Raw genomic sequence first — 23,414 nt, forward strand, 5'->3', positions numbered from 1 at the left:
TTTAGATGACTGCATCGACGGGTCGCGAGGAAAAGAGTGAGTTCGTGCGGCCTTCAAGCATCGCCGAAAGCGTCCACGAGCAGATCTATGAACGAATCATGTCCCTGAAAATTCCGCCGGGGGCCAGAATTACGATCGACGGTCTGGCCCGCGAGCTCAACGTCTCTCAAACCCCTGTGCGTGAAGCACTCACGCGGCTCGAACGCGAAAGCCTTGTTCGCAAGGAACATCTGATCGGCTATTCCGCATCCCCGCAGCTCACCCGCAAGGAATTCGACAACCTGTACAAGTTCCGACTGATGCTGGAGCCGGAAAGTGCGCGACAGGCCTGTTTGAAGCTGACACCCGAAACGCTCGCCCGCATTGAAAGTGCGGCTGCGGACATGGAAAAGGGCGAACCGCCCGTCGACCGCAACAGCCGCTATTCCCGATTTGCCCGGGCCGATGCACATTTCCATGACGAGATACTAAAAGTCGCGGACAACGAAATCGTTCGGCAGGCGATGAGTGACCAGCACGTCCATCTGCACATCTTCCGCCTGATGTTCCACAGTCGCGTTACCCAGGATGCCCTGGAAGAGCACGAGCGCCTGCTCACCGCTTTCCGCACAGGCAATGCTGATGCTGCCTATCAGGCAATGCACGATCACATCTGTCTATCGCGAGACCGGCTCGTGGAGGCCTTCGGATGAATCTGCCGCTATCTAATAAGACGCTATCTCATAAGTCGGGCGTTGACGGGGCAAACATGCCGCCGGTGCTGCATGCCGATGCCCTTTCCAAGGCTTACGGCCCGATCACCGTGCTGAGCGACGTGACCCTCGACATCCGCGCGGGCGAGGTCCATGCAATCATTGGTGAGAACGGTGCGGGCAAATCCACATTGATGAAGCTTCTCTCCGGCCATGCAATGCCGACCGGTGGCACCATGTCGATGTCGGGCGAACCGGTGACCTTCGTCGATGCCGTTCAGGCAGAAGACGCCGGGATCGTGCTGGTACATCAGGAAATCCTGCTCGCCCCGGACCTTACCGTGGCCCAGAACCTGTTTCTCGGACATGAACTTTCACGCGGTCTGAGTGTTGACGACCGGACAATGAACCGCCGGACGGCAGAAGTTCTGGCCCGCGTCGGCGCTACCGTGCGTCCAACCACCCGTGTCGGCGATATGCCGTTGCCGCAACGCCAACTGGTCCAGATCGCCCGTGCGTTACAAGACGACCGCAAGGTCGTGATTCTGGACGAACCGACGGCGATGCTCGCCAATGAGGAAGTCGACGCCCTGCAGGACATCGTGCGCAAACTGCGCGAGCAAGGAATCGCGGTGCTCTACATCTCGCACCGACTGGAAGAAGTCGAGGCGCTGGCCGACCGCATCACTGTGCTGCGTGACGGCAAGATGATCGGCACATGGCCCGCGTCTGAACTGGACCAGCGCCAAATGGCCGAATTGATGGTGGGCCGCGAATTGTCAATGCTCTACCCGCCGAAACGCGGCACAGCCACGGCGGAACCGGTTCTGAAAGTCGATGATCTGTCGGTCGACCACGGAAAGGTCTCTGGCTCCTTTTCTGTCCGCCCCGGCGAGGTGCTGGGCATTGCCGGTATGATCGGAGCAGGCCGAACCGAGTTGATCGAAGGCCTGATGGGCTTGCGTCCCGCACAGGCAAAGGCGATCACGGTCAACGGCAAACCGATCCTGAAATCCAATGTGCGGACCATGATGGAGGCGGGGCTTGTCTATCTGACCGAGGACAGGAAAGGTAAGGGCCTGCTACTGAATGAGGGGCTTGGCCCGAACCTGACGCTTCAGGCCCTCGATATCGTCAGCCGGGGACTGCGCCTCAACCGCAAAAAGGAGGCCAGGACGGTAAAATCTGCGGTGAAGGAATATGACATCCGGATCCGCACATTGTCGATCAAGGCCGGGCAGCTTTCCGGGGGGAATCAGCAAAAGCTGCTGCTGGCCAAGGTCATGCTGTCCGATCCTTCAATCGTCATCATCGACGAGCCAACCCGCGGCATCGACATTGGCAACAAGAGCCATATTTACCGCTTCATTGATGATCTTGTTCGGGCTGGGAAAGCCTGCGTCGTGATCTCATCGGAACTGCCTGAACTCGTCGGCCTGTCGGACCGCGTCCTTGTGATGCGCGGCGGGCGGTTTGTCGCCGAACTGACGGGCGAGGATATCACAGAACAAAACGTCGTCTACACAGCCGCGAGCAGCGGCGATGACACTGAGGGGAGGAAACGTTTATGAGCCAGGCCGAAGTCGCAACCATTACGGAAAGCGAGGGCTTCAAAATATCTTGGAGTGACCTCGCGCCGTTTATTGCGTTGGCAATTATTGTGCTGCTGGGCGCGATGATCAATTCCAACTTTATGTCAGCCAACAACATCCTGAACGTCATTACGCGAAGTGCCTTCATCGCAATCATAGCCGTCGGCGCCACCTTCGTGATCGCGACCGGGGGGCTCGACCTGTCTATCGGCTCAATGATGGCATTTGTCGTTGGCATCATGATTATGGCGATGAACGCGCTAGCACCATCGCTGGGGCCTTGGGCGATCCCGGTTGGGGCGCTGGTCGCGCTGGTGGTCGGATCACTTTGCGGATTGATGAACGGACTCATAATTACGGTCGGGCGCATAGAACCCTTTATCGTCACGCTCGGCACGATGGGCATTTTTCGCGCCTTGATCACATACATGACCGATGGCGGTTCGCTGCCCATTGACCGCAGCCTGCGCAGCGCCTACCGGCCGGTTTACTTCGGTGACTTTCTCGGTGTGCCTTATCCGGTGTTGATCACTCTGGTTGTCGTCCTGCTTGGTGCCTTCATCCTTTATCGGATGAAATACGGTCGCCGGATCATGGCCGTAGGCTCGAATTCAGAGGTAGCGCGCTTCTCGGGCGTACATGTCGGTCGCGTGCGGACCATGGCCTTTGTCATCCAAGGCTTCTGTGTGGCGGTTGCCGCCATTTGCTACGTACCGCGCCTTGGTGCCGCGACGCCTACAACCGGCCAGCTCTGGGAGCTTCAGGTCATTACTGCTGTCGTCATTGGCGGCACCCTGCTGCGCGGCGGAAAGGCGCATATCTGGGGGTCCGTCGCCGGCGCACTTATTCTCGAGGTCATCGCCAATGTCATGGTCCTGTCGGACATGGTGTCGGAATACCTCGTGGCTGCGGTCCAGGGGGCGATCATTATCATCGCCATGCTGGCTCACCGCTTTACAAGCTCTCGCTAAAAAAAAGCGTGGGCTTTCTAATTAAACATCAGAGGAGGAAACCATGAAGACCAAGAAAATAAGAACAGCACTCTTGTCGGCTGCGGTCGTTGCGGGGGCGCTGAGCGGTGCCACGGCACAGGCTCAGGACAAGGAGTTTACAATCGCCGTGTCCATACCTGCAGCCACCCACGGCTGGACGGGCGGTGTGGTCTATCACGCACAAGAGGCTGAGAAACAGCTCGAGGCTGCCTTTCCGAACATTGACGTGATCGTCTCGACAGCTTCATCGGCGACCGCTCAGGTTTCTTCGCTGGAGGATCTTTCGGCAACGAATGATCTTGACGCACTGGTTATCCTGCCATTCACCTCAGAAGAGCTGACAGGTCCGGTGGAACAGGTCGCCTCGAACGGTACGTTTATCACGGTGGTCGACCGTGGCTTGTCGGACCCGTCGATACAGGATCTTTACGTCGCCGGTGACAACATCGCTGTCGGCGCAAACACGGCCAAATGGCTGGTCGATAAACTCGACGGAGAAGGCGAGATTGTCGTCCTACGTGGGATTCCCACGGTGATTGACGACGAACGTATCCAAGGCTTCACCGAGGTAATTGATCAATCCGACATTAAGATCCTCGACATCCAGTATGCCAACTGGAACCAGGACGAGGCTTTCACCCTGATGCAAGACTACCTTGCACAGTATCCGAACATTGACGCGGTCTGGGCAAATGACGACGACATGCTGCTTGGCGTGCTTGAGGCCATCGACCAAGCGGGTCGCACGGACGTCAAATACGCACTCGGTGGCAACGGCATGAAGCAGGTGATCGAAATGGTAAAAGCGGGTGACGAGCGTACACCGATCTCCACCCCGTATCCGCCGTCGATGGTCGCTTCGGCAATGTACATGACCGTTGCACAGTTCGCCGGTCAGGCTCCGATGCGCGGTTCGTTCAAGCTGGACGCGCCGTTGATCACGCCAGAGAACGCAGACCAGTTCTATTTCCCGGACTCCCCGTTCTGATCGCATCAATCCCTGTTCGACCGTCACGGTGGTGGTCGGACAGTTCCCCAACATAATCAGGAGACCAGAGATGAGCGGCAAGAAAATCCTCATGCTCACCGGTGAATTCACCGAGGAATACGAAATCTATGTCTACCAGCAGGGCATGGAGGCTGTTGGGCACACAGTCCACGTCGTGTGCCCTGACAAAAAGGCAGGAGACCTGATCAAGACCTCATTGCATGATTTCGAGGGCGATCAGACCTATACCGAGAAGCTGGGCCATTTCGCCGAGATCAACAAGACCTTCTCGGAGGCCGAGGCCGAGCTGGACAGTTATGATGCGGTCTATGCTGCGGGTGGGCGTGGCCCGGAATATATCCGCACTGATCCGCGTATTCAGGCAATGGTTAAGCACTTTCACGACGCCAAGAAGCCGATCTTCACAATCTGCCACGGGGTTCAGATCCTGATGGCAGTGCCAGGCGTGCTGAAAGGCCGGAAGGTTGCCGGTCTCGGCGCTTGCGAACCCGAAGTCACCGCTGTCGGTGGAATCTATATTGACGTGGAGCCAAAGGAAGCCTTCGTTGACGGTACGATGGTCTCGGCCAAGGGCTGGACGGGGCTTGCCGCCTTCATGCGGGAATGCCTCAAGGTTCTGGGCACGGAGATCCATCACGCCTGACGAGCGTAACCCTTAAAAATATGCAAGGAGCGGCCTCATTTCGGCTCCTTCAAACTACTGACGAAGTCCTCGCCATTGGCGGGGACTTCTGAGCCAAATGGGGCTTGCAAGAACCGAACACCTTGTCAAACCGTGCTATCAACGCCGGTGAACAGGTATGATTTTCACAAACACTGATCTTTAATCCTAATAATTGGATTTAGGTCTTTCCAAATCAATTGCGTTCAGATGCTCCAAGGATATCTGCCAGAACTAGTATATTGTACGCCGCCAGTGTCGGCTCTGATCCGGTCGAATGCCCACAACTCTAGGGCTATTCACTTTGGACCGCAGCAGCCTCAATCAATCATTGCAAACTATTCAGACCAGCACATTGTTTCGACAAGCTCAGCGTTATTGCCATAACCCCGAATTATGACAATTCGGGTGATTGCTGCATCAGTCTGATTTTATGCAGGATGATGAGGGAGCGATGGAGCAGTGATTACGCTTTGTAAACACTGCTCCTGTCACGTGCCACAAAAGCTGACATTCGACATACAGCGAAATCAACAACTTGGCATTTCCGTTTGCCAGATAAGTTGACACGGATTGACACATAAGCTGACAAAAACCTGCGGAAATGTCAGAAAAGATGACATTTCTCCAATCGGCCCATCTAAGTACTAAATTGCGAGCAGCACTCTACGTCAAAGGAAGCTGAGTTCGCAGACTGATTTAACATTTCGACACAACGGGATATTCTAGATGAAGGCAATTGCGTCGCCTTTCGCACTGTCAACGCTAAAGGTAGCAGGCTCGCACGCTCAAACAGAAATACACCAAGTTCCGGATGATCCTGCAAAATTCACAGAATCGTTCACCCGTGACCGTTGAAGTCACCATGCATCAGGTGGCGTTGCGAGAAGCGCTTACATTTACCGTAATCATACCAATCAGTATACGCCACTAGTACAACTGCTAAAAACTTAATTCCCTGATAAATCCTGCAACGACCGCCTCGTAAAGGCGGCGCGCCCAGCTCATTGGTTCGGCATCAATCTGCAAGGTGCCGCGCCGTATCATGGAAAAGTCTCCCTGATCCGGGGTGTTTTCTTTGCCCATTGCAACGATCCCCTCCACCTTGAAGACAGGATCATGCGGGGAGTATCGGCCATCCCTGTCCGCTGTCGCGGCAATTGTCCCCCCATTTGCAGAGGCAAGGACAGGTGTCTCGATATACCGGCTGTTGAACCGTTCGACAGTCTCGATCCCGATTTCCAGAACCGGCTGCGTAATCTGTTCGGGATAGAATTTTGCGGAAGGCCGGTTTCCAACCCGGGCGATATCACGCTGGGAGACATAGGCGACAACTTCCCATGCCGAACGTTCACTGGCACCGACAATCCGGGCAATCGGCGTGCGCGGTGCAATCCAGTCGCCAACCCGGATATCTTCAGTCAATTCACGAACAGAGCCATCAATCGGCGCGCGCAGGGTCAGAAGATCCTGACGGGCCTCCAATGCAACGATCCGGGCCGCCAGACGCCGCATTTCCTGAAGACGGGTGCCATAATCGCCAAGATCGGTCCGGCTGGCCTCGGTCTGCACCAGCAATATTCGCGCCTCGGCAAGCTCCAGTTCCCGGATACGGTGTTCGGCATCAAGTTCCGGCGCGTTCAGGATGGCAATCGTATCACCGGCACGGACCCGGTCCCCCTTTTTCACCGTGACTTCGGCAACCTGGCCTGCGACCGTACTGATGATCTCCGCATCACTGCCAGCCTGAAGCACCGCATCTGCCGAAATACGCGATTGCCACGGAACGAAAGTCAGAACCGCCAGCACAAGTACCAGAAATCCGGTCACGACAAGCGACGGTGTGACTTTCGCGCTATGGCGATCTTTCCACCAGTGTTTCATTTCATTTAAAATCGGAATGACGATGAACCATGCGATTTCGACCACAAAAAGGATAATGCCAAGAACCTTGAAGAACAGGTGATAAACCACCAGCGCGATGCCAAGAAACAGAAAGAAACGGTAAATCCAGACCGCAATCGCAAACGCGGTCAGCATTCGCCGCTTTTTGCGCGGCATCGGTTCGGGGGCAGGATGTCCGAACCGGAAAAGCATTTCGCGGATCGTCCATTTCGCCATGGCAAAGGACCGGTTTTGCAGATTGGCAATACCGAGAAAATCCGACAGCAGATAATAGCCGTCAAACCGCATGAAAGGGCTTAGATTGATCAGAAGTGTTGTGATCCAGGTTGTCGTCGCCAACAGGAACACGGCACTTTGCAACGGTCCGGGCGGCACAATATGCCACAAAAAAGTCGCCAGCAGCGCAAGCGCCAGTTCAACCCGGATACCGGCTGCTGCAATACGCAGCCTTTTTTCCTTGCTGATGATCCGCCACGCATCGGACGTATCGGTATAAAGCACCGGATACATCACCAGAAACGCAACCCCCATCGACGGCACCCGGCAGCCATAGCGCGCGGCACTATAGGCATGCCCGAATTCATGAAGGATTTTGGCCAGGGTCAGGGTAACCGCCATCCACACCACGCCCTGCCAGTTGGCAAACCCCATGAATGTCGACACAAACAGGTCCCATTGACGCAAGGTCAGGAAAATGCCGATCACACCCAGAACCAGCACGCCAAGCTGAACCGTTCGCGATGCGATAACATCGGCAATCGCCTGGGTCTTGCGCAGGAAACCGTCCGGATGAACCAGCGGGACGCGAACAAAAAGGTAATTGTGGATCGCCCATTTCCAGAATGGCGGTTTGCCCGCATTGGCAATGCGCGAAAACTCGGCCACGGTCTCGTTGCTGTCACGCTGCAAAAGACCATTGCCATGCAGGAACTTTATCAACCCCGTCAACGCGGCCTCGTCAACGCTCAGAACCGTATCGCGGTGAATGCGCTCGATGATTGCCTGCCCCTGACGCAACGGCCACCGGCGCAGCATTTCAAACGCGGCATAACCGATCCGGAAATAGCGGTTGCGCACCGGATCATGGATCGTCCAGCACGGCGCGCCATATTCATCGGTCCCGGCTGGCAAAAGTCGCAGGTCTTCGCGCAGCGGCGGCACAACCAGTTCTTTTGCGTTACCCTGCTGTGCGGCTGTCATGACAGATCAGAACCCGATCATCTGACGCAACGCCGAAAGCGGCCGACGGAAAAGGAACAGCGCCAGGGGAACATGCTCCCCCATGATTTTCGCCGATCCCTTCAGCCCGATACGCGGAATGTCTTCCGGGCTGTCAAACCGCGCCACCGCCTGATAGGCCAATATGCCCTCGGGCGTTTCCTTTGGCTGATAGGCAGCATATTCAAGCGTTGCACCAATCGAACCAAGCGGATCAACATCCAGAAACAGCCGGACTTCCGCGCCCGATTGCAGGGCGATGGCATCGGAAACCGGAATGGCAATGCCAAGTTCGGCGGCATCGGGGGCGGCAATTGCCATGACCTGTTCACCCGTCGAAACGGGTCGCCCGCGCCAGTCATTGGAATCACTGAATATGGCAATGCCCGATTGCGGCGCCCTGACCTCAACCTGGGAAAGCTGATAGCGGCTGAATTCGGCCTGCTCCTGACGCAGGGCCAGACGCGTCTGCGACAGGGCAACCTCGGCCCGGCCCTTGGCATCGCCAAAGGCCTGCTGCGATGCACGGCGCAGCTCGGCCTGGGCGGTATCCACCGCACGCAGGGCTATTTCATAATTTGCCCGGAATTCTGCATCCTCAAAGGAAAACAGAAGATCCCCCTTTGCCACCGGCGCGTTCGGGCGAACACTGATTTCGCGAATAACGCCGGTGATCGGGGCGGCAATCATGACCGGATCGCGCGGCATGACTGTCGCAGGCGCGATAATGCTTTGCCGGACCGGGATCGACAGCACGATGACAAGACCGATTAAAACCCCGGCCAGAACGGCACGGCGTTTTTTCCCGGCCTCGAACAATCCCCCCCGCCTTTTGCGCGGGCGCAGCGCATTCCATGCATGGCCAAGCGCATCGGTCAGTTGTTCGACAAGAAGCAGCTCCCCGTCCTGCCATTCCGCCGCCCGGATCAGCAACAAAAGGCCAAGCCGTGTTCCATCCGGCGCAAGAACCGCCTGGGAAAGGATATTGTCCTGAATAAATTCCCGCCATTCCGCCTCGACATCCCCGCCATCCGATGCACGCGAAAATGTCCGTTTCGGATCGGGCAGGATATGCCGGTTGGCAAGCTTTTCGACAAACCGGATATAGGGAGCATTACGATCCACCGTGGGAACGTTTGAAACCGCCACGACACGCAATTTCCCGTCCAGCCCGTGCGAAAGCAACACCGCCTGCTGATAGGAAATCAGACGACGTGTTTCAGTAACAGCAACGAACTGAAGCGACGTCATGTCCCGGGCCTGGCGGATCGATTTTTCGATGCCCAGCAAAATTGCGGATGCTGTAATGGTACTCATTTTACCCGTCGGTTCTGGTCGCGTGCAGCTTCGCCCTGTGCCGGAAACGCTCAGGATCCCGGTTCAAAAACAGCGACACCGCTCATCCCCGGCAACAGCATCCCGGCATCGCCATTTATGGTCGCAAAGACTTTAACCGTCTGGCTGACCGGGTCAATATCTGCACCGATCCTTTCGGTCGTTGCCGCAATGACCGATCCCGTTTCCTCGATCCGCGCCTGAAACTCTTGCCCCGCCGAAAGCCATGACAGCCAGCTTGACGGCACGATCAGTTCAAGTTCGAGATTGCCCGAACCGATGATTTCCATCAGTTCATCACCCGGATTGGCAATCTGATAGGGCTGGCTCAACCATTGAACCACCGCCCCGTCATAGGGTGCATTGATCTTGCAGCGGTCAAGATACACATCCTGAAGCTGCAACTGCGCCAGCGTCCGATCCCGCGCGGCTTCTGCCATGACAACATCAAGCTCGCCGACACTGCGCAATTCAAACAGGCGCTGCTGGGATTTGAATTGCGCATCGGCCTGGCGATAGTCGGCCGCCGCCGTTGCGCGTTGTGCCTTGTAAGCCGCACAATCAAACGCAATCAGCAAATCGCCTTTCCTGAATGACTGCCCCGGACGAACCGCCATTTTGTCAATTCTGGCGGCAAGTTCACCCGCAAGAACCGCACGATCCTGGGTGGTCACCAGAACCCGCGTTTCCAGCGTTTCCTGTGCACTGGCCGAAATCGGGGATAAAAATGCCGAAACCGCAAGCATGCAGAACATGCTTGCGGCGGTCGTAAATGTTCGGCCCGGATACTCAACCCGATATCCGCGCAACCAAGTCAGCGTAAAAAGCATCACTGAACAGCAGCCTGCGTCGTTGCATTTTCCGGCACCACACCGTTGCCACCTTCGGCAACCGTGACCGGTGCATCATAATCCCCCTGGTTCCAGCGCGTCAGAACTTCGCCGACGGTCTGTGCCAGTGTATCGACCGAATCATCGGGAATATCGTTCGGGAACGGATCGGCACCGATCGAGGCAAACAGGCGGCCATAGGATGCCTGCATATCGGCATAGGCCATGTCGCGTTGCAAATTGCTCAGCAACGCACGGACATCGGCCCGGATCGCCTGCCCCTCGCCGACTGCATTGGCCGACTGGCTGGCATTGACGGTTTCCGATATCTGGTCCTGCACCGATGCGATCCGGTCGGTCAGTTCATAATCGCGTTTGGCATAGGCAAAGCGCAGTTGCGCGATATTGACCTGACTGATCACCGCCATGCTCAACGCAAGGCGGCGCACTTCCGAAAGTTCGATCTGGCTGTCGGCAAGGCGCATATTTGCCGGTGCCTTGAACAGCTGCATCAGGTTCCACGAAAGATCAAGCGATCCCTCATACCAGTCGGAATTAACCTTGTAGCTGTCGGTCGTGTGATTGATCCCGGCGCTGAAATTAAGCCCCGGCACCATCTGCACGATGGCGATCTTTGCTTCCTGCTGATTGATCCGCAACTGATAGGCTTCCGAACGCAGTTCCGAACGGTTTTTCAGCGCCTCCAGCTCAAGTTCCTCGGCACTCATCGCCAGAACCGGCATCGGGCCGCTATCGGGTTCAACCGCGGCCTCGACCGTAAAGTCGCTATCGGGATGAATATTCATCAGAACGGCAAGTTCGGTGCGGGCTTCAACCAGCTGACGCTGGCGGGTTTCAAGCTCGCGCAGGGTCAACAAAAGGTCTTCCTGATAGGTCAGCGCATCAAGCGGCGCACCAATCCGTTCACGCACCTGCGTTTCCGAACGCGAAAGTGCCGTGCGAACCTTTTCCAGAACCCGTTTGAACTGCACCAGCGCCCGTTCGGCCGCCGCCGCCCGCCAATAGGCACTGCGCGTATCATTGATAACGTTATGGATCACCTGGCGACGGCGTTCCTTGACGATAAGCGCCATGTCCGCCTGCTGATGGGCACGCATATAGCCGATGGCAAAATCCAGAACATTCCAGCTTACCGTCAGGTCGCTATCACGGATTTTCTTGTCCGAACTGATCGAGGTAGAAGTCTTGTCCTCGTTGAAAGTGGAATCCGGACGGCTGCGCTGCGTCCAGCCCGAACTGGCAACAACATCAGGCAGAAGATTGACATTGGCAACGTCAACCTGCCCCATCGCCACGGCCTCTTCCATCAGTTTAAGCCGATGATCAAGGTTGTATTTAAGTGCGCGCGCAATCGCTTCCTCAAGCGTCAGCGGACCGGTGATCTTTTCCTGTTTTTCAAACAGGCGCGCCAGATCCTTTTCCACGCGCGCATTGTTTTCTGTCACCGTCAACGGCTCCGGCGCAACGGCACAGGCTGATAATACTGCCGCCGCTGTCAGCGCGACAGCCACATTCCGCCATTTTCGGAACGTTCCGGGAAACTTCAAAGCACGATTAACCAAGACGATCTTCCCCCAAGTAAATTCAAATTCCCGAATATCTGCCCGATACATATCCGGTGATCCGTTACGTCATCCGGGCTTGTTCCGGTTCTGTCCAGAAACCGGAACATCCCTCTTCCCATATTGCCCCGCGCCTGGTTCTTCACGACCGACCGGAACATTTCGTCAATCCGGCGGTCAAACAGGATCGACCGCCGGAAAATCATCCCGCAAATCATCACGCCGGAATACGATACGTACCCAGAACCTCATCAAGCAGCATCGTTTCCATTTCGGCGGCATCGCCAAAGGCCGCCAGTTGCGCAGTGAAATCTTCAAGCGCCTTGGCCAGTTCCGCCTCACCGTTACCATCAATCATGGCCTGACCACCGTCGCCCTCGCCAGCGGGGAGGGCACCGTCGCCACCTTCGGCCCCCGGAGCCTCGCCCCCGGTTGAAGGCGCGCCCGGAATACCGTCATTGCCAAAAGACGTTCCGGTTCCCGCTTCGCCCCCGGCACCACTGCCGAACGCTCCGGTACCGCCCAATCCTCCGCCCAGGCCACCGCCGCCAAAGCCGCCGCCCAGACCACCACCAAGACCACCGCTAAAACCGCCGCCGCCAAGACCGCCACCAAGACCGCCGCCACCAAATCCGCCGCCCGTCAGAACAGCACCGCCGCCACCACCCAGTCCGGTGGTAACACCCAGTCCGCTACCGGCCTGGTTGACGCTGAGCCCCGCCGAAACCGGCGTGCCGGAATTGCCGATCGGGCTGATATTGCCCAACTGGCCCGTCACGGTTGTCTGGATTGGACCACCGGAAATGAATTGCCCACCCGAACCATTGCCATTTGATCCGGCGCTAAGCGCATTGCTGACCGGCGTTCCCGCATCCCCGCCCGATCCCGGCGTCTGCAGGATCGGCGGTATCGTTACGACCGGTGCAGGTGGCGGTGCAGGAGGAGGAGGAGGAGGAGGAGGCGGTGGCGTATCCGTTGGCGTCGTTGGCTGCGCAACAACCACGGTACTGTTGACCGAACTGCTATCGCTGCCATCAGACAGCGTAAAGCTTACTGTTCTGTTGGCAAAAGTCGGTGTCCCCGCGCTGTTCTGATAGGAAACAGCCCGCACCAGTTCCTGAACGCGCGCCGGGGTCGCATCCGATGCATCGAAATTGATGACAAGATCATTGCCTACGGCAATCGCATTTCCAAGAGTCCCCACAACAGCTCCGCCGACACTCACCGTCGATCCCGCTGTTGTTCCAGACAGTGTAATATTCGTGCCACTGGTCACCAGAGACAGGATATCTTCGCCTGCTGTTCCCCCCGCCGTTATGCTGACGGTCAATGAACCACCATTGAAATTCGAGGAGTCAACATCACTAACCAGCGCGTTCTGCCCGGCATCCAGCTGGATCGTTTGACCAGATGTGTAATTGACGCTGTCCCCCGACAGGTTTGCGATCACCGGCGCATCATTGACGGCTGTAATGTCAATATTGCCGCCGCCAATCTGGGGATTAGCCGTTCCATCATTCGCATGAATGGTATAGGTCGCTGCCGCAGTACCATTGGCGTTCGCGGCTCCCGTATATTTGATGTTCGACGCCGTATCGAGGTAGGTATTGATATTGGCCGTCGTCCCCTGGAGCGTGATCGTACCCGTCCCGGATCCGCCAATTGTAACCCCGCCAGAAGTACTCGCAGCAAACGTACCCGCCGATGCGGTAATCGTTACCGTCAGCGTCGTGTTATCGACATCCGAAATCGTGATTGCCGAAAGGTCAAAATTGCTTGCCGTATCTTCGCCCACCGTAATCGTTGTCGTCCCGCCATTCGCAAGAGGTGCATCATTAACCGCACTCACCACAACCGAACTGACAACCGATGTGCTTGCAAGCCCGTCATTATCGGTCAAAGTCATTGAAATGCTGCGCGTTGATACGGTCGGGTTCTGGCTTTCATTAAGATATGCAACCGCACGCGCCAAATCCTGTACCCTTGCGGCCGTCGCATTGCTGTTGAAATTGATCACCAGGTCATTGCCTGCGGCAATAGTGTTGGCCAATGTACCAATGACAGTCCCGTCAACAGACACATTCGCCCCCGCCAATGACACATTCCCGGTCGTCACAAGCGTCAGGATATCCTCGCCCGCCTGCGCATTGCCCGAAACCGTCACCGTCAGATTGCCACCATCATAACTGGCCGGGTTATCGACATCAGTGATTGTCAAATCACCGTTTGCGTCAAGAACAACAGCTGAGTCACCCTCGGCAAAGTTAACGCTATCGCCACCAAGTCCGGCAATCGATGGTGGATTACCAAGGGTCATGGTAAAGGTCGCAGATGCCTCTTCCACACCACCGTCTGCCGTGCCATCACCGTCATTGACAACAAGGTCAAATGACTGCGCACCGGACCCCGCCGATGCAGACCACTGGATATTGTGCACCAGTGTCTGGATGCGGGCATCCGTGGCATCGGCGTTAAATGTAATGGTCAGCGTGTTTCCGCCTTGACCATCATTGGTCGCATGCACCGTACCGATTGCAACACCACCGACCGAGATCGTTTCACCCGCCGCGATTGCACCATCGCCACCAGACGTCGCATTGGTGCCATCAAGGCTGAAATTGCCACTTGCCGAGTTTCCGCCAGCAGGCGTGATCACCAATGATCCGCCGTTATAGTCAGTAGAATCAGGATTGCTCAGCGTAAAGTTGCCGTCCTTGTCGATATTCGCCGTGTTGCCCGGCTGCAACGCGCTGTTGTCACCATTAAGGTTGCCGATCACCGGCGCGTCATTCACCGCCGTCAGGGTCACAGTTGAACTCAGGTTCGGTGCCGCACTGTTGCTGCCACCACCGTTATCCGTAATGCCCGTAATCGTGACAACACGGTTGCCCGCTGTCGTCGGATTGTCGCTGGAATTACGATAGGTCAGCCCGTCAACCAGTGTTTGCATTTGCGCACTCGTCAGGGTGACCCCGGCGAAACTGATTGTCGCGGTACTACCGGTGACAGATACACTGACAGACAAACCATTGGTTGCTGTCGTCACCGCATTGCCATTGGTCAGTGCAATGTCCGAACCGTCAAAACGGATGATTTCCGAGGCACCGTCCGAAACGTTCGTCACCGTCATCGTCATCGCACTGAAACGATCAGCCGCTTCGACCGTGGAAGCCGTCACCGTGTTGAACAGGTCGGATCCCCCCGCACCCTCGACATAGGTCGGGTTCCCGCCCGTCGCACTCAGGGTCGGTGCATCATTGACATTGGTGATGCTGACCGTGGTTGACCCTGTTGCGGTTGCCGGATTGTCGCCTGTACCCTGCGCATTACCGGAATTGCCATCACTGAATGTCCAGTCAATCTGCACGCTTGAGGCCGGATCATCCGAGGAATTGCTGTACCGGATCGCCTGCATCACTTCATTGACCAGAGCCGTGGTGCTCGGATTGGTGTGGAAACTGATGGTAAGCTGCCCCGCGACGGAGGTATCAAAACTCCCGATCACATTGCCGCCACTTTCGATGTTCGATCCATTGAGCGTCAGGTTGCCGCCGTCCACCATCGAAAACACGTCAGAGGCATTCGCCCCGCTATTGCGCACGAGAACAAGCGACGCTCCGGCAAAATTACCATTCCCGCCACCAAGCGATCCAAGCTCGACATCCGAAATCGTCACATCCCCATCAAGGACAACCGCACTGCCCCCCTCGGCAAAGGACGGGGTGTCGTTCAGACCGCTGAAAGCTGGCGCATCATTGACCGCTGTCACATTGATCTGGGTCGTGCCAGCAGCAACGTCGCCACTCCCGTTTCCATCATTCACCGTCGCTGTAATCGTCGCAACGTTGTTCCCGGTAGCGTTTGAGTCCGGCGTGTAACGAACGCGGCTGGAGTCATCAAGGTACGTATTGATGTCAGCCGAACTACCCACAAGCGTGACCGTTGTCGCATTCACCAGCGTTGCAGTTACCCCGCTACCGACCGACGATCCATCCGCAGGTGTTGCAAACGTTCCGGCTGACACTGTCAGTGTTACCGTCAACGTATCACCATCCACATCCGCAAAAGTTACGGTCGATAGATTGACGTTTGAAAGCGTGTCTTCCGTGACGGAAACACTCGCAGGCATAGACGCGCCCGTCGGGTTGTCATTCACGCCAGTGATGTTCACAGCGACCGTACCAAGGGTTATGTTGCCGCCACCGCCGGTTCCAGTATTACCACCATCATTCGCTGTAATCGTCAGTGTCGCGGCACTATTACCCGATGCATTTGATGCACCGGTATATTGAATGTTTGATGCAGTGTTCAAATAGGTATTAATGTTTGCAACCGTTCCGGTCAGCGTCAAAGTCCCTGACGATGAACCACCAACAGTCACACCACCGCCTGAAGAAGCCACCAACGTACCGGCACTTGCTGCGATCGTCACTGTGATGCTACTCGATCCAGCATCCACATCTGAAAGAGTGATCGCCGACAGATCAACGTTTCCGGCCGTGTCTTCAGTTACCGTGATCGAAGCAGGGACACCTGTTGCCGTCGGATCATCGTTAACAGCGGTAATGTTTACCGCAACTGTACCCAACGTAACATTGCCACCGCCACCAGTACCGGTGTTGCCACCATCATTAGCGGTAATCGTCAATGTCGCGGCACTATTGCCGGACGTATTTGACGTCCCGGTATACTGGATGTTGGACGCCGTATTCAGGAAGGTATCGATATTCGCAACTGTCCCGGTCAGGGTCAGCGTGCCCGTGGCCGAACCACCAATGGTTACTCCGCCGCCAGATGAAGCCGTCAGAGTACCACTATCTGCGGCAATCGTGACGGTGATGCTGCTTGACGCCGAATCCACATCGGAAATTGTAATTGCGGAAAGATCAACATTACTTGCGGTGTCTTCGGTCACGGTTATCGATGCGGGAACACCTGATGCAGTCGGATCGTCATTCACTGCCGTCACGGATACACCAATAGTGTCCGAATCAGCTGAGATCGCTGATGAACCGCCCGGCACACTTGTATTAACCGTTTGCCGCGTCTCCGTACCACCGGTGGTGGTCGAGTATACGCTGTGGGTGCTATCAAGCGCACGTATAGTCAGCGCTGTCGGTGTCCCGGCAAAGTTTTCTGCCGGAACAAAGCGCAAGCTTGTACTTGCCGATAATGCCAAAGCCCCCGCGGCATCGTTAACCGTCCCGATGTCTGCCCAGTTGGTGCCATCGCTTGAATACTGCCAGACCCCCTCGGTCAAGGCATTGGCGGTATTTGCAATCACGGCAATGCCGCTAAGCGTACTCCCGTCTTCGTTATCGGTCACCGAAATCAGGCTGCTGATCGAACTCCCGGAGGGATTTGTTGCGTCTTCAGAAACGACGGGGAGATTAGTGGTTGAATCGATGGTGGGGGCACTGTTTGTACTTGCCACCTCGAAAACAAGGTTGTCAAACCATGGTATAAATGCACCTCCACTGTATGTGACGGTAAAGGAGTTAATGTTGGAAAAGTTCGGCGTGGCGGTGATGCTATGAAGCCCTGAAACCGCTGTGGAAGTATTTGCAGCGACCTCGAAGGCGGCGCCACTATCAGGTGTGAAGATATAATTTCCTGTTGTCTTATCCCCAAACTCCACAAGCAGGATAGAGGACACATCAACCGCAACATCAAATTCAAAGGTTACAGAAGTAACTTCACCTCCTGGGTCCCCAATAACGTTACCTGACGAACCACCCTGCCCTTCAGGATCTGGAGTGAACTGCAGAAATTGTAATGCACCTGCGGCCCTGACTGTAATTGTCCGACCGTGTTCTGTGACAGTAACCGAAACATTGTCACCGCCATTCACCGCGGCATCAAACGTTACCGTTGACAATGCCCCCTGAAAATCCGCTGTTGCAAAAGCCTCGGTCTCGATGGCCCCTTGCGAGGATACGGTTTCAAGAACCCAGTTTCCGCCCTGCGCGACGGCGCCGGTGATGTCGGTCGATGCGGCAATATCCGCCCCGGTCAGCGCGGCCAGCGTATTGATAAATCCATCCCCACGATCACCATCACCCGTCGCGCACCCGTAAAGCAGGATATCACCGTCCGCTGACAGGGCATTGCCAATGATGTCGAGTTCCCCCTGACGCTCCAGCGCAGTGTCTGCATCAAGCGTCAAATTGCCCAGTGTGATTTGCGCCTCGCCGCCATGGCTTAGGATGTGAAGCGCATCAATGTCCTGTTGTCCGTCCAGATAGGACGCAAGCTGCGCCAAACCATCCCCTGACGGATCAAGCAGGACAACTTCCGCACCTTCGGGCACCGCAGACTGCAAGGCTTCCCAGCCAGACACGCCTTTATCAATCACAAAGATTTCGCGACGTTCCGGCGATGCAATTTCACCGCCACCAACATCATCTGTTGCACCTGATGCACTCGCCTGATTATCGCTATCAGCACTGCTGTCGGCATGGGCGCTTTCGGCTTCGGCCTCGGCGGCGGCATCCTGGGCGGCTTCGGCTCCTGTGGCGGCACCGGCGGCGTCGAACATGAACCGCTGCTCAAGGGCGATAGGTGCGATATCGGACCAGGTATTCTGTACCATTGTATAGCTCAGGCCACGTGCCGTCATATTCGCCGCCATAATTATCCCCCCCGTCTTGCGCTTCGGGCAACCCCCGTTGTCCGAAAAATCCGTATTGCCCTGCAATCATTGCAAGAAAACTTCGACTGTCACATCGACAGCAACCAAAAGTAGCCGATCAAAAGAGAAAAATCGAACAGACATATACCATTGTCAGAATATGTCAGTTTTCTACATTCCGGCATGCATTACCATTCTCGGGCAACTTTCTCGGGTAAATGGCATTATCGCCATTCGCCGTTGTACCTGCGAAGAGAAGATAATCTATCATTGATTGGCCCCAGATATATATCTTTGTATAGTATTTGTGACCAGTCAAAATCAAGACTTGTCAGTATGAAATCTCGATTTTCAGTGTTTTTGGGGAGAAGACCGTGAAGAAAGCAACCAAGTTCTGTTTTTTGCCAATCTTGGCCTTTGCCGGGATGCTAGGCACATCGCAACCGGCCAATGCCTGCGGGGACGAGGCCTATACTGGCCAGACCTGCATTACAGCCGCCAGCTATTGCCCGCGCAACACGATCGAGGCATCCGGCCAGACCCTTGATATTAACAATTATCAGGCCCTGTACTCTCTTGTCGGTTGCACGTTTGGCGGCGATTGCCGTACGAATTTCAAGGTTCCAGACCTGCGCGGTCGCGCCCCGGTTTCCTATGGACAGGGTCCGGGGCTGTATGCCCACCAGTTCGGGCAATATTACGGGGCCGACGCAATCACACAGACCATCGCGCAGATGCCAGCCCATAACCATGATGCAACCTTCACGCCGACCGGTGGCGGCAGTGCCGGAACCGATGCCAAGGTAATGGTTTCACAGGATGCGGCAACGACCGACTCACCTGCCGGGGGCAAATATCTGGCAAAGGCCACCACAGGGGCGCTACCGGTCAAAATCTATAATGACGGCACCAACCTGACCGAACTTGAAGGTGTTTCGGGTGGCGGCGGTGGCGGCTCAACCGGCGGCACCGTTACGGTAGACAGTACCGGCGGCAACCAGCCGATGGACGTTGCCGGGCCGCGTCTTGCGATGCGCTATTGCATCGTGACAAATGGCATCTATCCGCCAAGGCCCTGATGCCGGTCACGAAATGAAAATCACCTGTCACTATGTTTGATGACATGAGGTTCAAATGTCTGCAAAAATTTCACGAAAATCACTGACCGGAATTGCCGGAATTGCCATGGCCACGTCGATCCTTGCCTTTTCCGGTCCGGCGCGTGCCTGCGGCGCGGATGCCTATCTGGGACAGGTTTGTGCGATGGCGATCGTTAACTACTGCCCGGAAGGCACCGAATTGGCCGCGGGACAGCTGATATCAACATCGGATAATCCGGCCTTGTTCTCCCTGCTTGGCTGTGAATTTGGCGGAGATTGCCGCACATCATTCGCGCTTCCTGATTTACGGGGGCGGGCTGCTGTGGGATATGGTTCCGGTCCCGGACTTGATCCCCATCCTTTTTCCCTGCCTTACGGGACTGAATACACCTATCAGTCTGTTGATCAAATGCCTGCCCACTCGCACGCGGCAACCTTTACCCCGTCGGGTAGCGGGGGCGGTGGCGGAACCGATGCTGCGGTCGCGGTTTCTCAGGATGCGGCAACAACCGACTCCCCCGCCGGCGGCAAGTATCTGGCCAAGGCCACCACAGGGGCGCTACCGGTCAAAATCTATAATGACGGCACCAACCTGACCGAACTTGAAGGCGTTTCGGGCGGCGGCGGAACGTCCGGTGGCGGTGATGTCGGTATCGGGGAAACCGGTGGTGGAGAATCCATGCCGATTGCCGGACCGCGACTGGCGATGCGCTATTGCATCGTGACCGATGGCCTTTACCCGCCAAGACCCTGACCCCGCAATCCTGATAACTTCCGGGCAGCAACCAGCCTGGCGATGATGGTTGCAACGGCAGATCACCTCAGCCAGAACCGGACTTCCCGCAATCAGGGAAGTCCGGACGAACCTAGAGCTTCGGCATCTTCGCCAACGCAGCGCCGACAGGCCATCTCGGCCCACGGCCCGCTCCGATCACTTCGGCCATGACGACATTTCCGGCAACCGATGGGCTCCTGACACACCTCGGGCGTCTGCCATCCTCGCCAACAGACGGCCTTCGGGTTCGCTGCCCACTCCGGTCACCTCCGGCAATGGCGGACTTCCCGCAACCGATGAAGCCCGGACACACTTCGGGCGCACGGCCCCCACCGGTTCACCTTCGGCGCGCCACAGATCACTGCTGCCCGCTGCTGCCATTGCTGCCGCTCCCGGCAGATTTAACTTATCCCTCTCCAACAAGACGCACTTCTCCCGTCATGACAAATGACCGGGTTAGCCCTCTTAGTCCCCTTACAGAATGCCCCCGTAATGGCTCCGCCATCCACCGATCAATATCCTGCGGAGTACCCCGCCGTTCTGTCTGTATCTTTGCCGCCGCATCCTGATCACCTCTTTCATCCGGCCCCAAACGCAAAAACCCGCAAGGCACAAGGCCTTGCGGGTTTCGGTCCGGGCGCTTTTGTCCCGTTGATTTTTCTCTTATGCCATAAACAAAAGAACAAATCAAGAACTTTCTGAAAAAGATATGGGGAGCAGATTGCTGTCAGCTTTTGAGAAACCTCCGCAGTCTGCGCACGGGCTCCCGCCCGTGCTCAACCTTCAAGTTATGAGAAGGCTCAAGGTCTGTAGCCAGGTAGCCCGAAAAATCAAATTCTGACATTTTTCAGATTAACTTGAATGGTCTTCCATAGACTGAGATCAATCATTCAATCTATGGAATCGCGACAAACGTCTGACAGCTTCTCGACCAAAATCGAACCAAAATCACTACAAGACAGTGCTCCTGCAAGGTCTGAGGTGCGCGTGTCCGGATTTTTCAGCATTTCGGCAATTGCCTTATCCAGCCTGTTTGCAGCCTGCTGCAAATCACTGCGACCGGTTTCTGCGCCCTTCCAGTCCAGAAGCAAAACGGTCGACAGCAAAAGCGATACGGGGTTGGCGATATTCTTGCCTGCAATATCGGGGGCTGAACCATGCGATGCCTGCGCAATCGCATTTTTATCCCCGACATTGAGTGACCCGGAAAGTCCAAGGCCACCTGCCAGCTCCGCAGCTTCATTCGAAAGGATGTCGCCAAACATGTTGGTCGTTACAATCACGTCAAACGCATCTGGCGTTCTGACCAGAAGTGATGCCATCGCATCAACATGTTCTTCGCGAACCGTAAGTCCGCCCTGCTCGGCTGCGGCTTTCTCTGCTTCGGATAAAAACAGACCGTCGCTAAGCTTTAAAACATTGGCTTTGTGCACAATGGTCAGATGCCCGCGACGTTTGGCTGCAAGGCGCGCAGCAAATGCCGACACCCGGTAACTTCCCTGGCGCGTCACCTTGCGCATCGCCAGCGCAAGATCAGGGGTCGGCATCACCTCGCCGGTGCCTGCATACATGGTGCGATCGGCATAAAAACCTTCTGTATTTTCACGCACAATCACCAGATCCATGTTTCGGGCCAAAGCAGGAAGACCTTCAAACACCTTCGAAGGCCTTACATTGGCATACAGATCAAGATTGATGCGCAATGCCGCAGAAGGATTGATCCCGCCCTGTTCTGCCGGAGGATAATGCGCGGTATCAACCGGTCCCAGAATGGTCAGATCGGCCTTGCGGGCACGCTCGATCAATTCCGGGGTAATGGTGGCACCGTGCTTTTCCAACGATGCAAATCCGACATCTTCCCGGGAAAATTGCAGCCCCAGCGAAAATGAACGATCCAATGCCTCAAGCACATTGCGGGTGACAGCCGTAATTTCCGGTCCGATCCCGTCGCCCGGCAACAAAAGAACTTCCACGACCCTAAACCTCCGTCAGAATATTTTCAGGAACAAGAACCCGACCTTCAAACAACCGGCGTGCGGTTCGGATCACCCCGCCGGAAATCACCGAAAGATTTGGCCCCGATCCTTCGATAGTTAGTTCCACCGCAATCATGCCACTCGGGTGTTCAATCTGAATCCACTGTTGCGGCAAGGCCTTGAGACTGATCATACCATCAACGATACTGCCTGAAAGTGATGCGCAACTGGCAACACAAATCGCCCCGGTCACCGCATGGGTCGCGTGGCAATTATGCGGCACAAAATAGCGCGATGTAATATCGCCACCTTTTGTCGGCTCGGACAGAATGGCCATTTTCGGCACGACCTTGCCGGTGCAGTCGCCAAGCCCCATCAGTTCCGATGCTTTGCGGCGCACGGCTTCCATCCGCGCAATCAGTTCTGCATTGCCGTCAAGCTGCGCCTTGGTTTCGTTCCCCGTTATTCCAAGATCGCGGGCGCGAAACATCACCATCGGAACCGCGACATCAATACAGGTCACTTCAAGCCCGTCGATATAGTTGATCGGCTTCCCCGTTGGCAGGAGCCGACCGGTTTTGCTGCCCATGATATCCTTGAACCGCAATATCAGGGGGGACGCAGTCCCGGGCACGCCATCAATCGCCGCATCCCCGCTATAGGTCACCTTCCCGCCGGGTGTCGCGACCAGAACATCAACCAATGCACCGACATTTTTATTGTAAATGCGCACCAGCGTTTGATCCCCTGTAACCGGCACCAAACCGGCCTCAATCGCAAACGGGGCAACGGCTGCGGTCATGTTCCCGCAATTTGGATTAACGTCAACCTCTGCCCTGTCGATGGCGACTTGGGCAAACAGGAACTCGACATCTGCATCCGGTCGGCTGGACGGCGCAACAATGCATGATTTGCTGGTTAACGTATCGGCACCGCCAATTCCATCAATCTGACGTTTGTCTGGCGACCCCATCGCCGCAAGCAAAAGACGATCACGCGCGGCAACGTCTTCGGGCAAATCACTGGCCAAAAAGATCGGCCCTTTTGATGTCCCGCCACGCATCATCACGCAGGGAACAGCATGTTGGTCATTCACAATCACGGTATTTTTCATG

Annotated in this window: 14 protein-coding genes; 7 read left to right on the top strand and 7 right to left on the bottom strand. The window is 56.1% G+C overall.

Annotated features, from left to right (window positions below; all coding sequences use genetic code 11):
* Nucleotides 1-5 precede the first annotated feature (5 nt).
* The 5 genes from LG297_RS16465 (at nt 6) to LG297_RS16485 (ending at nt 4,928) form a co-directional block, all read left to right on the top strand.
* Nucleotides 6-692: a GntR family transcriptional regulator gene (locus tag LG297_RS16465; protein WP_404422153.1), complete on the top strand. Its 687-nt coding sequence runs from the start codon at nt 6-8 to the stop codon at nt 690-692.
* Nucleotides 689-2,263: a sugar ABC transporter ATP-binding protein gene (locus LG297_RS16470; protein ID WP_404422155.1), complete on the top strand. Its 1,575-nt coding sequence runs from the start codon at nt 689-691 to the stop codon at nt 2,261-2,263. Before LG297_RS16465 ends, LG297_RS16470 begins: the two co-directional genes overlap by 4 nt.
* A complete protein-coding gene (locus tag LG297_RS16475) occupies nt 2,260-3,255 on the top strand; it encodes an ABC transporter permease (protein WP_404422157.1) in 996 nt (331 codons plus the stop codon). The genes LG297_RS16470 and LG297_RS16475 overlap by 4 nt, the downstream gene beginning before the upstream one ends.
* 43 nt (nt 3,256-3,298) lie before the next feature.
* On the top strand, nt 3,299-4,264 hold the full coding sequence (locus LG297_RS16480; RefSeq protein ID WP_404422159.1) for a substrate-binding domain-containing protein: 966 nt from the start codon (nt 3,299-3,301) through the stop codon (nt 4,262-4,264).
* A gap of 70 nt (nt 4,265-4,334) precedes the next feature.
* Nucleotides 4,335-4,928 carry a DJ-1/PfpI family protein gene (locus LG297_RS16485; protein ID WP_404422161.1) on the top strand — a complete coding sequence of 198 codons (594 nt, stop codon included), beginning with the start codon at nt 4,335-4,337 and terminating at the stop codon, nt 4,926-4,928.
* A gap of 960 nt (nt 4,929-5,888) precedes the next feature.
* Here the strand turns inward: LG297_RS16485 and LG297_RS16490 are convergent.
* The 5 genes from LG297_RS16490 to LG297_RS16510 form a co-directional block, all read right to left on the bottom strand.
* Complete coding sequence (locus LG297_RS16490) at nt 5,889-8,051, bottom strand: HlyD family efflux transporter periplasmic adaptor subunit (RefSeq protein ID WP_404422163.1); 2,163 nt, start codon at nt 8,049-8,051, stop codon at nt 5,889-5,891.
* A gap of 6 nt (nt 8,052-8,057) precedes the next feature.
* Nucleotides 8,058-9,386: an efflux RND transporter periplasmic adaptor subunit gene (locus LG297_RS16495; RefSeq protein WP_404422165.1), complete on the bottom strand. Its 1,329-nt coding sequence runs from the start codon at nt 9,384-9,386 to the stop codon at nt 8,058-8,060.
* Between the two features lie 50 nt (nt 9,387-9,436).
* A complete protein-coding gene (locus LG297_RS16500; RefSeq protein ID WP_404422167.1) occupies nt 9,437-10,150 on the bottom strand; it encodes an efflux RND transporter periplasmic adaptor subunit in 714 nt (237 codons plus the stop codon).
* Between the two features lie 83 nt (nt 10,151-10,233).
* Nucleotides 10,234-11,700: a TolC family protein gene (locus tag LG297_RS16505; RefSeq protein ID WP_404422169.1), complete on the bottom strand. Its 1,467-nt coding sequence runs from the start codon at nt 11,698-11,700 to the stop codon at nt 10,234-10,236.
* A gap of 334 nt (nt 11,701-12,034) precedes the next feature.
* Entirely contained in the window at nt 12,035-18,448 is a 6,414-nt protein-coding gene (locus LG297_RS16510; protein ID WP_404422171.1) for a DUF4347 domain-containing protein, read from the bottom strand.
* Between the two features lie 374 nt (nt 18,449-18,822).
* Here LG297_RS16510 and LG297_RS16515 point away from each other — a divergent pair, with 374 nt between their 5' ends.
* Nucleotides 18,823-19,527, top strand: coding sequence for a phage tail protein (locus LG297_RS16515; RefSeq protein ID WP_404422173.1), 705 nt, complete (start codon nt 18,823-18,825; stop codon nt 19,525-19,527).
* A 55-nt stretch (nt 19,528-19,582) separates the two neighbouring features.
* A complete protein-coding gene (locus LG297_RS16520) occupies nt 19,583-20,302 on the top strand; it encodes a phage tail protein (RefSeq protein ID WP_404422175.1) in 720 nt (239 codons plus the stop codon).
* Between the two features lie 911 nt (nt 20,303-21,213).
* Here the strand turns inward: LG297_RS16520 and LG297_RS16525 are convergent.
* Nucleotides 21,214-22,296, bottom strand: a complete 1,083-nt coding sequence (locus LG297_RS16525) for an isocitrate/isopropylmalate dehydrogenase family protein (protein WP_404422177.1) — start codon at nt 22,294-22,296, stop codon at nt 21,214-21,216.
* 4 nt (nt 22,297-22,300) lie between these two features.
* Entirely contained in the window at nt 22,301-23,413 is a 1,113-nt protein-coding gene (locus tag LG297_RS16530; RefSeq protein ID WP_051682459.1) for a 4-oxalomesaconate tautomerase, read from the bottom strand.
* Nucleotide 23,414 lies beyond the last annotated feature (1 nt).

This window comes from Thalassospira australica (genome assembly GCF_044790785.1).
GTDB lineage: Bacteria > Pseudomonadota > Alphaproteobacteria > Rhodospirillales > Thalassospiraceae > Thalassospira > Thalassospira australica_A.